This is a genomic window from Paenibacillus baekrokdamisoli (assembly GCF_003945345.1).
In the GTDB taxonomy this organism is placed as follows: domain Bacteria; phylum Bacillota; class Bacilli; order Paenibacillales; family Paenibacillaceae; genus Paenibacillus_Z; species Paenibacillus_Z baekrokdamisoli.
Genome location: NZ_AP019308.1, coordinates 4,633,436 through 4,647,798, shown reverse-complemented (window position 1 = coordinate 4,647,798; position 14,363 = coordinate 4,633,436). Strand labels below are relative to the sequence as shown.

The 14,363-nt window shown below is 45.2% G+C and carries 15 protein-coding genes; 10 read left to right on the top strand and 5 right to left on the bottom strand.

Going from position 1 to position 14,363, the window contains the following annotated elements:
* Nucleotides 1-62: 62 nt before the first annotated feature.
* Nucleotides 63-668 (top strand): pentapeptide repeat-containing protein, encoded by a 606-nt coding sequence (locus EKN16_RS20425; RefSeq protein ID WP_125661444.1) that lies wholly within the window; start codon nt 63-65, stop codon nt 666-668.
* Nucleotides 669-825: 157 nt separating this feature from the next.
* Here EKN16_RS20425 and EKN16_RS20420 read toward each other — a convergent pair whose 3' ends face one another.
* A complete protein-coding gene (locus EKN16_RS20420) occupies nt 826-1,890 on the bottom strand; it encodes an NAD(P)-dependent alcohol dehydrogenase (RefSeq protein WP_125661441.1) in 1,065 nt (354 codons plus the stop codon).
* Nucleotides 1,891-2,284: 394 nt separating this feature from the next.
* Between EKN16_RS20420 and EKN16_RS20415 the strand changes: the two genes are divergently transcribed.
* Together EKN16_RS20415 and EKN16_RS20410 are read left to right on the top strand one after the other, a co-directional pair.
* Nucleotides 2,285-2,683: a MerR family transcriptional regulator gene (locus EKN16_RS20415; RefSeq protein WP_125661439.1), complete on the top strand. Its 399-nt coding sequence runs from the start codon at nt 2,285-2,287 to the stop codon at nt 2,681-2,683.
* Between the two features lie 517 nt (nt 2,684-3,200).
* Nucleotides 3,201-4,367, top strand: coding sequence for an MFS transporter (locus EKN16_RS20410; protein ID WP_125661436.1), 1,167 nt, complete (start codon nt 3,201-3,203; stop codon nt 4,365-4,367).
* Between the two features lie 226 nt (nt 4,368-4,593).
* On the opposite strand, the gene arfA is transcribed toward EKN16_RS20410, so the two are convergent.
* Nucleotides 4,594-6,102 (bottom strand): arabinosylfuranosidase ArfA, encoded by a 1,509-nt coding sequence (gene arfA / locus EKN16_RS20405; protein ID WP_125661433.1) that lies wholly within the window; start codon nt 6,100-6,102, stop codon nt 4,594-4,596.
* A gap of 169 nt (nt 6,103-6,271) precedes the next feature.
* Here arfA and EKN16_RS20400 point away from each other — a divergent pair, with 169 nt between their 5' ends.
* Both EKN16_RS20400 and EKN16_RS20395 read left to right on the top strand, forming a co-directional pair.
* A complete protein-coding gene (locus tag EKN16_RS20400; protein WP_125661430.1) occupies nt 6,272-7,195 on the top strand; it encodes an ArsR/SmtB family transcription factor in 924 nt (307 codons plus the stop codon).
* Entirely contained in the window at nt 7,185-8,159 is a 975-nt protein-coding gene (locus tag EKN16_RS20395; RefSeq protein WP_125661427.1) for a TRM11 family SAM-dependent methyltransferase, read from the top strand. The genes EKN16_RS20400 and EKN16_RS20395 overlap by 11 nt, the downstream gene beginning before the upstream one ends.
* A gap of 122 nt (nt 8,160-8,281) precedes the next feature.
* Here the strand turns inward: EKN16_RS20395 and EKN16_RS20390 are convergent, their stop codons facing one another.
* Both EKN16_RS20390 and EKN16_RS20385 read right to left on the bottom strand, forming a co-directional pair.
* The gene (locus tag EKN16_RS20390) at nt 8,282-9,259 is read right to left on the bottom strand and encodes an aldo/keto reductase (protein ID WP_125661424.1); all 978 of its coding nucleotides are present in this window, start codon (nt 9,257-9,259) and stop codon (nt 8,282-8,284) included.
* A 73-nt stretch (nt 9,260-9,332) separates the two neighbouring features.
* Nucleotides 9,333-10,223 (bottom strand): aldose epimerase family protein, encoded by an 891-nt coding sequence (locus EKN16_RS20385; RefSeq protein ID WP_232015877.1) that lies wholly within the window; start codon nt 10,221-10,223, stop codon nt 9,333-9,335.
* A gap of 152 nt (nt 10,224-10,375) precedes the next feature.
* Between EKN16_RS20385 and EKN16_RS20380 the strand changes: the two genes are divergently transcribed.
* The 4 genes from EKN16_RS20380 (at nt 10,376) to EKN16_RS20365 (ending at nt 12,637) form a co-directional block, all read left to right on the top strand.
* Nucleotides 10,376-10,561, top strand: a complete 186-nt coding sequence (locus tag EKN16_RS20380; RefSeq protein ID WP_125661421.1) for a YjfB family protein — start codon at nt 10,376-10,378, stop codon at nt 10,559-10,561.
* 254 nt (nt 10,562-10,815) lie between these two features.
* Entirely contained in the window at nt 10,816-11,136 is a 321-nt protein-coding gene (locus tag EKN16_RS20375) for a PadR family transcriptional regulator (protein WP_125661418.1), read from the top strand.
* Nucleotides 11,133-11,690 (top strand): HAAS signaling domain-containing protein, encoded by a 558-nt coding sequence (locus tag EKN16_RS20370; RefSeq protein WP_125661415.1) that lies wholly within the window; start codon nt 11,133-11,135, stop codon nt 11,688-11,690. Before EKN16_RS20375 ends, EKN16_RS20370 begins: the two co-directional genes overlap by 4 nt.
* Nucleotides 11,687-12,637 (top strand): DUF4097 family beta strand repeat-containing protein, encoded by a 951-nt coding sequence (locus EKN16_RS20365; RefSeq protein ID WP_125661412.1) that lies wholly within the window; start codon nt 11,687-11,689, stop codon nt 12,635-12,637. Before EKN16_RS20370 ends, EKN16_RS20365 begins: the two co-directional genes overlap by 4 nt.
* A 29-nt stretch (nt 12,638-12,666) precedes the next feature.
* On the opposite strand, the gene EKN16_RS32365 is transcribed toward EKN16_RS20365, so the two are convergent.
* A complete protein-coding gene (locus EKN16_RS32365) occupies nt 12,667-12,813 on the bottom strand; it encodes a hypothetical protein (protein ID WP_232015875.1) in 147 nt (48 codons plus the stop codon).
* 93 nt (nt 12,814-12,906) lie between these two features.
* Here EKN16_RS32365 and EKN16_RS20360 point away from each other — a divergent pair, with 93 nt between their 5' ends.
* Nucleotides 12,907-14,355 carry an HD-GYP domain-containing protein gene (locus EKN16_RS20360; RefSeq protein ID WP_125661409.1) on the top strand — a complete coding sequence of 483 codons (1,449 nt, stop codon included), beginning with the start codon at nt 12,907-12,909 and terminating at the stop codon, nt 14,353-14,355.
* Nucleotides 14,356-14,363 lie beyond the last annotated feature (8 nt).

Here is a 14,363-nt window from a genome sequence, read left to right as displayed (position 1 = left end):
GGAAGTTTGCTATAATAACGGCAGAATTCCAATTTATAAGAGTCAGGGGCTTGCGTACTTGTATGAGTGAATATACGGATCGGGATTTTGTCGATGTTGATTTTTCGAATGGCGTATTTAGCGAATATGATTTCAGCCATTGCACATTTACACGCTGCCGGTTCCGGGCTGCTCGCTTAGAGGAGATCGGAACGACGGGCTGTCAGTTTATTGATTGTGATTTCTCGGGAGCGCAAATGAATGCGTCCATTCATACGCGTTCGGCCTTCACCAATTGCCAATTTGCCAATGCGAACTTATTTGTCTCCAAATTCGAAGAATGCAAAATGATCGGTTCTGACTTTGCAGCGGCTAACTTGGATGGGATCACCCTTATAAAAGGAGATTGGTCCTACACAAATTTACGTAATTCGAATTTGACGAAGCAGTCGCTGCGCGGCATTGCCTTCGTGGAGGCGGATCTATCCCAGTGCAAGCTGGAAAAGGCTGATCTGCGGGATGCCGATTTAACTCGTGCCCGGCTCGGGAATGCCCACCTTAAAGGTGCGGATCTGAGGGGGGCAGTTCTTGGCGGTATTGATTTCAAATCATTCGACATGAAGGATGTTCGTATTGATGCGATACAGGCCGTGGATTTCGCACGGTCGTATGGGGCGAAGATTCAGTAAATGGCGCGAACAGGATGGGGCAGTCTTTAGGGATTAGTTTTCCCTGGAGGCGCCCCATCTTTTTTTCTGCTAATAGCGTGATAGATTTGGTATAGACGCCTTTTCTTTCTATTTTTCATCAGATCCGGTTAAAGATGGTAGAAAGCATCTTTGCGAGTTATAAAGTAGAGATGTCAATAACGAATCGATAACGCACATCACTTTTGAGGACACGTTCATACGCTTCGTCGACTTGATCAGCACGGATCACTTCAATCATAGGGGCAATGGCGTGTTCAGCTGCGAAATCGAGCATTTCCTGGGTTTCGCGAATTCCACCAACGAGTGAACCTGCAATGCTGCGACGACCCATAATTAATGAAAATACTTGATACTTATCTGGTTCAGCTGGTGCACCAACATTTACAAGTGTCCCATCAATGCGAAGCAGTGATAAATACGCATCAACATCCAGATTTGCAGACACAGTGTTTAAGATCAGATCAAAACGACCTGCTAATTCGGTAAATGTAGCGGGATCACTTGTCGCAAAGTAATGATCTGCGCCAAATTCCAATGCTTTCTCTTTCTTATTATTAGAGCGACTCAATACTGTTACTTCAGCACCCATAGCATGTGCAAATTGGATCGCTACGTGGCCAAGTCCTCCCATTCCCACAATGGCAACCTTCTTACCTGGGCCAGCGTTCCAGTGTTTCAAGGGAGAGAATGTGGTAATGCCTGCACATAATAGTGGGCTTGCCACATCCATATCCAAACCGTCTGGGATACGGACAACGAACCCTTCCGTTACAACGATTTTTTGGCTATATCCACCGTATGTTGGATTACCATCGTAGTCTAGACCGTTATATGTGTTAATAACACCTTTCATACAATATTGCTCCTCCTCACCACTGAGGCAGTATTCGCATTCTCCGCAGGAGTCAACAAAGCAGCCAACGCCAACGCGGTCACCAACGACATATTTGGTTACTTCTGTTCCTACTGCTTCTACGACTCCGGCAATTTCGTGACCAGGAACCATTGGGAAGATTCCACCGCCCCATTCACCAAATGCACTGTGAATATCAGAGTGGCAAATGCCACTAAACTTAATATCTATTAAGATATCGTGTGGCCGTAATTCTCTCCGCTCAATAGTGGTCTTTTCAAATGGCGCTTTTGCACTTGGGACACTTAGAACACGTGTCGTAGTCATGTTTTTATGATTATTGCACATAATTGATAACACAATCCTTTCTTTTTTGTAAAAATCATAAGTTCACTGAAGAAGTAACATCACAAGTTACACGAATAGCTTAATCCTTAAAGTAGACTTTAAAGCAAGGGGTTTTATTATAAAACGTGTAGTGTGTTTTCTAATGCTCCTTTAATTAAACATTACGAGTTGCATTATAGTGCACTTTTAGGTCTATAATAAAACGAAAGATATAGATCACAGTAAAGGGATATAGAGAGGAAATAAAGGATTAAGGACTCTAAGCTATCTGTTCTTCTCTATATTTCATGAGGAGAGGCAGTTTATTAGAAACCATAAGCCAATCATATAGTGTCCTTAAAAGATTAAGTTGGGATAAAGTGAACAAAATAGTAAAAAAATTATGGAGGATACAATGGAATTTTATATAAAAGAAGCAGCTGAAAAGGTAGGTTTGCCTACACATACACTCCGATATTATGAACAAGAGGGTCTTCTACCTTTTATTAAAAGAGATGAAAATGGAAATCGTATTTTTGACGAAACAGATTTATTATGGTTAGAGCTTATTGTATGTTTACGGAAAACTGATATACCTCTTTCAGAATTACGTTCGATCGTAGAATTAACAAAAGAAGGAGACAGCACATCCGCGGAACGCAAACAGATATTTGAAAAACATAAAGAGAAAATGATGGAGAAACAAAGAGACTTGGATAATGCTTTTATAAAAATTGAAACGAAAATAGAGTACTACGATGAATTAGAAAAGAAGTACCACAAAGAAAAAGAAAACATATCATTTAAAGCTTAATTAAAAACTTACCTTAATAAGATTTTTGTTGTTGTAAAAAAGCCGTCTTCCTATCAATCTTGGGAAACGGCTATTTTCTTAAGTTTATACAAATTATAGATACTTTTTAAAGGAACTGTCTGTTTGTTCACAGCAGGATCTACAAATTCATCTTTATCGTATAAGTAAACAGGTTGACCTCTTGTTCCTTACCCTTAGCTTCCTCAGTACGTTGTTTACCAACTTCCTCAAGTAACTTTGAATCCTCTTTAGATACTCCTCCTCCAATACCTTCTTATTCATCGGAAATAATTCTAAAAAAATCCTGAAATTAATTTATGAATGTTTCTTGACTTAAAGTCGACTTTAAACGTTATTATTGCTTTGTCTTAGAAAATAAAGAAGAAAGGATGAATAAGAAAAAGAACTTACTGGCGCCCAGAAAACGATCGGAGATTTTGCACCAAATAAAATATATACATTAGGAGAACCTAAAGATGGAGGATTTGCTGAATACATGAGGTAGGAGAAGATTTTTATGGATAAAAGAAATCATTTATTTATAATAATATTGACCATAGGGGTTTTCGGCATCTTAAATACTGAAATGGGTATCGTTGGGATATTGCCTATAATTGCTGATCACTTTCATGTCAGTATATCCAAAGCAGGGTTGCTAGTGAGTCTCTTTGCACTTGCTGTTGCAATATCTGGACCCACTATGCCGTTATTGTTTTCGGGCATAAATCGCAAGAAGGCAATGTTACTTGTACTAGGTGTTTTCGTTCTGGGTAACATTGTCTCCATATTTGCTTCAAACTTTACCATTTTATTAATTGCCCGTGTGATTCCAGCCTTTTTACATCCTGTTTACGTCACAATAGCTTTGACAGCCGCAGCTGCCTCAGTTAGCAAGGAAGAAGCTCCAAAAGCTACTTCCAAAGTATTTATGGGAGTAACGGGGGGGTTGGTACTTGGTGCACCAGTCTCAAGTTTTATTGCTAGTACAACTTCGATCGAAATGGCCATGTTATTTTATACGATCGTAAATGCGATAGCATTCTTTGCTTTGTTTTTATTTGTACCATCTATGCCAGTTAAGGAAAGACTCTCTTATGGATCTCAATTAAGTGTCTTAAAAAAATCAATTACTTGGCTATCCATTGTTGCTGTTATTTTTATAAATGCAGCGATGTATGGAGTTAGTAGTTACCTTGCTGAGTATCTTGAAACCATTACGCATGTACCTGGGAAAACAATTAGTTTAATGTTATTCATATTCGGCGGGGCAAGTATAATAGGAAACATCGTCGCAGGGAAGTTGCTTATTAGAAATGCTTTAAAATCTGTAGCATCTTTTCCATTCGTATTGGGAGCAGTTTACATCATATTATTCTTAATGGGACAGTTCACTGGGCCTATGGCTTTCATTCTTTTTGTTTTTGGGATAGTAGTGGCTTTAGGAAATAATATTGGTCAATATTGGATTATGACTGCAGCTCCAGAAGCTCCTGAATTCTCAAATGGATTGTTTTTAACATCTGCTAACTTAGGGGTAACAGCCGGGACGTCTGTAGGTGGATTTTTTATTTCAGGAATGGGTACACAATATTTGGTATTAGGTGGATTCCTATTCTTGATATTGAGTCTAGTATTTATTTTAATGAGAAACTACATGTCTAGTCCCACAAAACAACTTTCCTAATAAATAATTAATAAAAAAGTGTAGTATCCTTTTTTAATGAAAACTGGACATACCGCACTTGGTCATATATGAACGTGGACCATTGAATATTATTAGAGCTTTTTCATTTAAAGAAACACTTCAGATTTTAGGGTAATAAAATGTATTGGACATAGAAGCTCTAAAGGGCTGCCGGCATCTTTTTGCCAGCAGCCTTTACCGTCTTTCAATTTGCATCATCCACCGATTAAACCAGCTTCAAACGAATAACGTTCCAAGAAGCTTCGCCAAGCAGAGCCTCAACCTTGCTGCCATCCGCCGCTGCATTGCCGCCTGTATGCGGAGTAACGCGATCCGGCACATCGATTGTATTGGCAGCCTTCAGATCATCATGCTCCAGTACGATATGCTCGATGATGCGGCAGGAGCCAAAGCTGCGAAGGTCGATCTCGAAAGGCAGTGTTTCGCTCAGGTGACGGTTGACCGCAAAGACAGTAACCTCTTCCTGGTTCTCGCTAAGTACGGCTATGGCATCCAGATAAGGCACATCCGTGAAATCCTTTGAATCGTATTTGGGAGACGTTACAAGCGGTACAAGTGCTGTTCCACGGCCGAAGATACTCGTATGCATATATGGGAAGTAGATCGTCTGCTTCCACGCAGCGCCGCCATTCGCGGTCATGATCGGTGCAATAACGTTGACCAACTGCGCGATGCAAGCCATTTTCACCCGATCCGCACGTTTGAGCATACTGATTAGCATACTGCCAACAAGCAGTGCGTCCTCGTGATTATAGATATCCTCCAATTGCGGTGGAGCAATCGACCATGGATCGATTTTGGAATCGGCCTCATTGGAATGATACCAGACATTCCACTCGTCGAAGGAGAGATTGATTTTCTTCTTGCTGCGTTTCTTAGCTTGGATATAGTCACATGTGGCGATAACGGTATGGATAAAAGAGTCCATTCCCATCGATTGCGCAAGAAAGTTAGGCGTGTCGCTATCGCGATTGCCATAATAAGTGTGAAGCGAGATATAATCCACTTCATTATAGGACAAATCAAGCACGGTGGATTCCCACTCCGGGAATGTCGGCATGCCGATGCTGGAGCTTCCGCAGGCAACAAGCTCGATCGTCGAGTCGACCCATTTCATGACTTTAGCAGTTTCGGCAGCGATACGGCCATACTCGGTTGCAGTTTTTGCACCAATTTGCCAAGGACCGTCCATTTCATTGCCCAGACACCAGGTTTTGATATTGTGCGGCTGCTTATAGCCATGCTGAATACGGAGATCACTCCAATACGTACCAGATGGATGATTGGAATATTCTAAGAGCTGGCGAGCTTCTTCTGGTCCGCGCGTGCCCAGGTTGACCGCCATCATGGCCTCGGTACCAGTCTTGCGGCACCAATCGATAAATTCGTTGAATCCGAACAGATTAGGCTCAATGGTTCTCCATGCCAGCTCTAGCCGCCTTGGCCGCTGAGCGAGTGGACCCACGCCATCCTCCCAATTGTAGCCAGATACAAAGTTACCGCCAGGGTAACGGACAATCGGCACATCCAAGCCTTTTACAAGCTCAATAACATCGCTGCGGAAGCCCTGCTCATCCGCCTCAGGATGCTCTGGCTCATAAATACCGCCGTAAACCGCGCGCCCCAAATGCTCAATAAAGGAGCCGTAAATCCGCTTATCCACTTCACCAATTGTAAAATCTTTATCCACAATCATCTTCGCTTTGGTTGACATATTCCCTCACCTCATGATTAAATTAATAAATATATTAATCAATTAACAAATTAGAGCATCGTGTTAAATCCTATTTAACACGATTGTGAAAGGGATTTCAAGTTTTTCTTTTGCTCTGAATTGAATTAATATATATCTTAATCAACCTGATATTCGGAGTGTGAAAATAATGCTGCGAGCGAACACGGAGCGGAAGTGGCTCCCTTTATATGAAGCATTGGCAAGCGATGTACGTCTGCATATTCTGGAGCTGCTGTCGAAGCAGCCGATGAATGTGAAGGATTTAGCTGCGGCTCTTGGGCTTAGCAGTGCGATCATCACGATGCATACGAAGAAGCTGGAGAAGGGCGGTCTCATTACAACGGAGCTTGTGAGGCGCAATGGGGGTACACATAAAATTTGTTCCCTGGCGGTCGATAAAGTGGAGCTAACCATCCCGCAGCAAGCAGAGCAGCAGCGTGATTATCAAGAGGTATCTATTCCCGTTGGTCATTATACGCGATTCGAAGTGCATCCAACCTGCGGACTTTCTACGACGGAGCAATTGATCGGACAATTCGACGATCCCCGGTATTTCCTTGAGCCGGATCGGATGCATGCGCAAATTCTATGGTTTGGCAAAGGCTTCGTGGAGTACCGGATACCCAATTACGTGCTAATGGGTCAGGCTCTAGGCGAAATTGAGATCTCCTTCGAGATCGGATCAGAAGCCCCTGGTATTCTTGCAGACTGGCCTTCGGATATTCATTTTTATCTGAATGATACGTTACTTGGCGTATGGACAAGTCCAGGGGATTCTGGAGAGGGGCGCGGCATGCTGACACCGGCTTGGTGGACCGTCAACCAATATGGCTGGCTCAAAATCATTCGAGTAACGGAAGAGGGCACCTTTATCGATGGACAGCGTCTCTCGGATGTGACTCTGAATGATATCGTGATGACGCGCAACGATTGGGTTTTTCGGTTTGCCGTTCCCGAGGATGCGGAGCATGTTGGCGGGCTGACGATCTATGGTGAAGGCTTCGGAAACTATAATCAGAATATCCTGTTTCGCACGTACCGCACTGTGAGTGAGGCTGCAAATGAGCAATAAGGATAACCGTTTCACGAATCCGTACTATCTCTATGCAATCGCCTTCCACGAAGATGAAGAAGATCTGTGTGCAATGGAGATGCGTGCTTTATTCGGAGCAGAGCCTGAGCAAGGCTGTGTATGCAGTGAGATAAATATCGATCCAAGCCGGAGTCCTTTTATCCGAGAGAAGCTGACGGTGAGCATAGAGGGCCAGAATGTGGAGAATATTGCGGAGCAAGCAGGTCATGCTATTCTTCTAGAAGGAAAGACTTTCAAAGTTGTGTTCATGGAAACAGACGGTGGTGTCGACTATGATCGCCAACGTGAGGTTGAGCGGCAGGTGGGCTGGCAGATTCATGGTAAAGCCGAGATGCGAAGACCGGAGCGGTTATTCGGCATTGCCTATGCAGGCGATAAATGGTTATTCGGGACGTATGAGAAAAGCACAGCCATGTGGCTGAAGCATAATAAGAAGCCGCAGCCCTACTCAACGGCGCTTAGTACACGTGTGGCCCGGGCAGTCGTTAATATTGCGGCAGCGGATAAGGCTGTTGACGTAATAAAGTTGATCGATCCTTGCTGCGGCATTGGGACGGTCGTTATCGAAGCGCTCTCTATGGGCATCGATACAGTAGGCTATGATAATAATCCGCTTGCGCTTAAAGGCGCGAGGATCAACCTTGCTCATTTTGGCATGCCGGATGTCGTCAAGTTAACTGATATGCGGACATTGGAGCTAGGAAGTGAGCTGCGCTACGATGCGGCCATTATTGATTTGCCTTATAATTTGTGCTCAGTTATGACGAGTAATGAACGGCTGGAAATGCTCGTAAGTGCAAGCAAGTTAGCACGCCGTATCATTGTCGTCACAACGGAAACAATCGATGCATCTATAGAACAAGCGGGGCTGCTGATCATAGACCGCTGCGTTGTACGCAAGGGCAGCTTTGCGAGGCAGGTCATCGTCTGTGAGAGTGAATAGGCGCAGCTTAGAGGCAGGTCATCCCCCGTGTAAGTGAACAAACACAGTTATTCATAAGAAATAAGAGGGCTGTCCCCAAGGAATCACCTTGGAGGACAGCCCTCTTCTCGTAAGCTTCAGCTCTAACGTCCACAGCTTGCGGACAGCTCTCTAAGTTCACTAATCTCGTCGCTGCTAAGCGAGAAGCACATAGCTTTCACATTCTCTTGCGCATGCTGCGGCTTGGAGGCGCCGGGAATGGCGAACACGGTCTCGCCATGCGCGTGAATCAGCCAGTTGAGCGCCACTTGGCTTGCCGAAGCTTCATACTTAACAGCTAGCTCATCGAGGCGGCTGATTAGTGGCTGTGTTCGCTTGAGTCCTTCGGGCTTGAAGCTGCCGGCCCATTTACGCGGGCCTTGAATGTGCTTAATAAGCTCCGGATTCTTATGAAATTTTCCGCTCAGAATACCTTGTTCGAGCGGGGAATAGGCAATAATGGCGACGCCAAGCTCCTTGGCTGCTTCCATAATGCCATTGCGTTCGATGCGACGATCAAGCAGGTTATATTTGACCTGATTAGATACAAGCCGCAGACCGGATTCACGCAAAGCTTTGTCAGCTTCATACATTTTGGCAGCAGAGAAATTACTAACGCCGACATGCTTGATTTTGCCTAGCTTGACCAGCTTGGACATTTCATGCATTTCGCTTGTCGCTGATGAGAAGGAGTAAGGTTGATGAACTTGGTACAGGTCAATCGGCCAACCCTTTAGTCTGCGTAAGCGCTCATCGATTGTCTTAGGTATATTGGCTGAACTCCGCATAACCGGCCACCATTTCGTGGCCACATGAATGCCTGCGGCATCATCACCGAGCACATTCAGAGCATCCGCGAGCATTTCCTCCGATTGTCCGCCGCCATATACTTCAGCGGTATCAAACCAGTTGATGCCGCCCTCCAGACTAATCCGTACAATATCACGAATCACATCATCGTCTAGCACGGGCCAGAATTTCCCGACCATTCCGCTGCCTTTGCTGAATTGCCAGCATCCAAGGCCCAGTGGTGATAACTGCAAATCCGAGTTTCCGAACTGCCTCAGCGAACCATGCTCCATCGCAATCCCTCACCTTGCTCGTTAATTTGAACGGGTACCTAATGATTGCAATAGGTGCCAGCTTGCTGCGGTATTAAGGTGTATATCCGATGGAGAGCTCCATTTCAAGCTTGCCCTGGGGCTCGATCAACGGTAAGCCCACTCTGGTATTGAGTGCACTATTAAGGGCCATCCATGGCTCCACACAAACGAACGGTTTGCCATCTACCTGCCATAAAACGACATACTTAAATTCGTCACTGTAAGCTAGGCGAATGATTCCCCCGGCAGCATTTGGTCCTGGGAACGTTATATCCCGCCTGGCCGTATCTAATAGAGCAACGGATTCCTTGAGTCCGTCCAGTTCTAATTGTCCCTCGAAAGGCTTAACTTGGTTATCATTATAATCGAGGTAGCTCGTTGCATCTGTTCCGTAAGTAAGGTTCTTGGATTCATTAATCCGGAAATACGGGTGAAAGCCCGCATATATAGGCATACTGCGCTCTGATAGATTGTGATACGTTTGGCGGATATGTAAGACACCCTCCACTAAGGCATAAGTAAACAACAGCTCGAAGTCAAAAGGATACTCCATCCGCGTTCCTTCCCCGCTGCGCAGTCGCACGGTAACAGAAGCTTCATTATCCTCAGAGGTGGATACGACATCCCATGAACGGTTGCGAGCAACACCATGGTTACGCATCGTATAGACGGCGCCGTCCCATTCGAAGCGACCTTCAACAAGCTGCCCGCAGATTGGGAATAGTATCGGATTGCCCCCTCTGATATTAGCATCAGGATCAATGAAGGTGGCTTCGTCTAAATAAAACAGTTCCTCGCCGTATAGCTTGCAGCTAATGGCAATTGCACCGCGATCTGGACATATGGTGACTGAAGATTCGGTTGCGGTATCCGTTAACGTATAAAGGGTGAAGACGTCATGGTGTTTGCGAACTTCATAACGATTATTCTGGTTCATCATCATGCCTCCAAGAAGAGAGATATACACATCCTAAGATGCATCTTTATGGCCCAAGCATACCATATTGAGTTCTTTCTCTAAAGTACAGAACACTTAGAGCCGATACCCATTGTGTATCAACCAACTTACAGCAAGAGAAGGAGGATGATTTACACATGGATGTGCCAACTATCAGTAATGGAGTATCTGGGCAGGCCTTGAGTAATGTACAGCTGTCGGCTGGACTCGCCGTTATGGCGAAGTCACTAGACAATACCGAGCTCCAAGGGCAAATGCTGACTCAAATGATGGAGCGCAGTGTGCAGCCTCACTTGGGTGGGAATCTGGACATCAGACTGTAGAACAAAAAGGCAGAAGCTCATAACATCACGAGGCCTCTCAACACTCTCATAGACCAAGTTTATAGAGAGTGGAGAGGCCATTGTATGCAAAAAGAAAATAATGTAAAAAATTTTGGTTCCGGTATATTGCATAATTGAATAGTGAGTTATATACTATAGTTAACAGAACTGAAGTGGGTAAGGAACATTTTTTTTGACCAGCTATTCTACAATGATGAATACTAGACGATACAGCATAGGGGCGGGTGATATGTATGAATGTGCAGTTTAAAAAGGGCGTTTTGGACCTGTGCGTATTGGCTCTTGCCGCTTGGGAGGATCGATATGGCTATGAGCTGGCTGTCGCTATGTCTGCCAAATTCGAGGTAGCAGTCGGAAGCGTGTATCCGCTGTTGAACCGATTGACGCTGGAAGGTTATTTCTCAACCTACCTGATGGAATCGACAGAAGGACCACCGCGCAAATATTACAAGCTAACCCCGCACGGCCACTCTCATCTGATGGAGCTGGTAAGCGAATGGCGGACATTCTCCGTCGCTGTAGATGAATTTATTAAGGAAGGTGTAGAGAGATGATTAGAGACCAATATCTTCATCACTTGTGGGAACTGCTTAAGCCAGTGCCGGAGAAGCTGCGTCGTGAATGGATGTTTGATTATGAGGAGCATTTTCGACTTGCAGCTGAGCATGGACGATCGGAAGCGGAAGCGGCCAGTGAGCTCGGTGATCCGCGCCTTATTGCCAAGGAGCTGCTGCTTGGTTATCGCGTTGAGCAGGCGGATGATAAGAAGGGCAGCATTACGCTTGTGTCTCGGGCGGTATTGGCTGCTGTAAGCTTAGGGTTCTTCAATCTCGTCTTTGTACTTGGTCCTTTTATTGCATTATTAGGTGTCCTATTGGCGCTATGGGGCGTGTCCCTCGCGCTTGGTTTAGCCGCCCTCGCTGCGGTATATGAAGGGATAAGTGGAGATGCATTTACGATAGCGCAAGGAGGCTTTGTGGCTTGTTTGCTGCTTGCACTTGGTATGCTTCTTGGAGCAGGCACGCATGTACTGACCCGTTCCGTAGCCAAGATGACGCTTCAATACTTGAAATTTAATTCGAGAGTGATAAGGGTGAAAAAGGGATGAGAAACTGGATCGTAATAGCGCTCATACTTCTTGTAATCGGCATTATTGGTATGTTTGGTACCTTCAAGGACGGGAATTGGCTTAGCCTGGGAACGGAGAAAGTGGAGCAGAAGCAATCGTTAGAAGCCGCTGGCATTCATAACATCCATGTAGAATTAGGAAGTACGAATGTGAAGGTCGTACCAACCTCGTCTTCAGAGATTAAAGCTACATTAAGTGGATCAGCTAGCAAAAAATATAAGGGCAAGCTCCATCTCATGCTCGAACGCGAAGGGGATACAGCGAAGCTTACTTACGAGGATGATATTGGCTTTTCTATTGGCTTCAATATTCTTAATGTAGATATTAAGCTTGAGCTTCCGGAGGCGCAATGGCAATCATTTATTCTGAATTCGAGCAGTGGAAATATAGAGATCTCGAAGCTTTCTGCAGATTCCATCGTATTGGAGGGATCATCGGGTAATATAGAGCTGAGTCAACTGAAGACTCATTCCTTATCTGCGATGCTATCGAGCGGTAACATGGATGTATTGGGTATTACTGCCGAAACAACGAGGCTAGAGAGCACGTCAGGGAATATTACCCTTCAAGACCTCAAGGGAGACATGGTTACGGTTGATGTTGGCAGCGGCAACATCAAGCTGCTTGACGTTGATGCTAAGCTCAAGGCCGATACATCAAGCGGCGATATTCGAGCGGAGCTTCAAGCGCTGGAGAAGTCGATGGCGTTCGATGCTAGCAGTGGGAATGTTACGATTCTATCCGATAAACAACCGGATTCAGTACAGATTAAATTCAATACCTCCTCAGGTAACTTGAACAATGACTGGGATGGCGGTCAGAAGTCTACCAACGGGGAGGATGTTGAGAGCCTGACCTTTGGCAATAGCGGGGTTCAAATTGCTGTGGATACGGGCTCTGGCAACCTTTCGGTCGGCCCGCGCTAAAGCTGAAATAAGAAAGAACAACAGGCATTTCAATGCGGATTATTAGCATGAAATGCCTGTTGTTTTTTTTGATCCGTCAGCAGTATCCTACTAAATTTTGCTGTAGAAGTAACCGATATTGTTGAAAGAAGGATATTCTTTGCGCGTATGCCATTTTCTTTTCTATCTAACATCATGCCCATTTCACATAGTCTAAGGGTGGCAAGTCCATCACAATGGTCACTACATCAAGTCGTTCATGCTTCATACAGACGAAGGGGGAGCTTTGTATGCAGGGGAAGGGAAGGTCTATTATTGGACCTTTGATGGCGACGGTGCTTCCGATTATCATTTACGAATCGCTCCGATCGGTTCAAGCTGCAGATATTACGATTAAATCGGTTAACGGTCACTTTTATGTTGTCAGCTTTATAGCGGCACTCGCTATGATCGTAGCCATTGCGGTTGGCATAACCGGGCAGAGGCTGCGGAATATCAAAGTTGAATTTATGTCGTTGGCGTACCTATCCCTAGCTGGGATTTTTTTACTGCATGGGATATCGACCCCAGGCTTTATGATGCACGATACGCATATCGCAAGCATTGCAGCACAATTGAGTATACTGATTGCTGTCGGTTGGCTCTGCCTATCAGCAGCTTCCTCTGATCATCCAATCGTAACCCTTCTCTCAAAATGGCGGCGTTGGCTCATTCCTGGATGGCTTGTTGTCCTCGCTGCACTATTCTACTTAGCTATGATGTATCCTGAAATCATGGACAAGCTGCCGATAAATAATCGTCCATACAAATGGATTGCGGCATCAGTGACCAGCATGGTCTGCTTATGGACGATGTACCGCTATTGGCATTCGAATCAAAGTGCTCGCTTTCCACTCCAGCGGGCAATCGTATATAGTCTTGGTTGGCTCATTGTCGCTCAATATATTATGGTAACCGGAAGCACCTGGAAGCTAAGCTGGTGGATGTATCATATGCTGCTGCTTGGATCAATGGCCATCATGTTTGTGGGGCTAATTCGTCAATATTTCTCACAAGGTTCCATTACCTCATCCTTGAAGGTTCTATTCCAATCCGATCCCCGATCATGGCTCGAAGCTTGCATCACACCGAGTGTACGCGCACTAATTATGGCGACGGAAGCAAGAGATGCCTATACGGCTGGTCATAATATGCGTGTTGCGCTTTATGCGCTGCGGCTAGCCGAGGAGATGAAGCTGAGTAAGGATCAGCTAAGAGCAATTGCGCTAGGCGGCGTCGTTCATGATGTGGGCAAGCTAAAGGTGCCTGACTCCATTCTTAATAAGCCTGGGAAGCTCACGCAAGAGGAGCGGTACATTATGGAATTCCATCCGGTCTCCGGCTATGATATGTGCAAACGACTTGGGTTTCTGAATGACGAGCTGTCGGTTATCCGGTCCCATCACGAGAAATGGGATGGGACCGGATACCCGGATCGACTGGCAGGAGAACGGATTCCACTGCTGGCTCGAATCACAGCCGTTTCTGATGTCTATGATGCGTTAACCTCCTCACGCTCTTATCGACAAGCGATGTCACACGATGAAGCCATGGTTATTATTTGGCAGGGAAGCGGCATTCATTTTGACCCCGTTTGCGTGGAAGCATGGGTAAGGCTTGCGGAAGATGCACCCTCCTTCTTAGAAGAGATTAGCGCAAGCGATCGAACCTTGAAGCTTATTAGAAAAGAGGCACAATAACGAAGGGG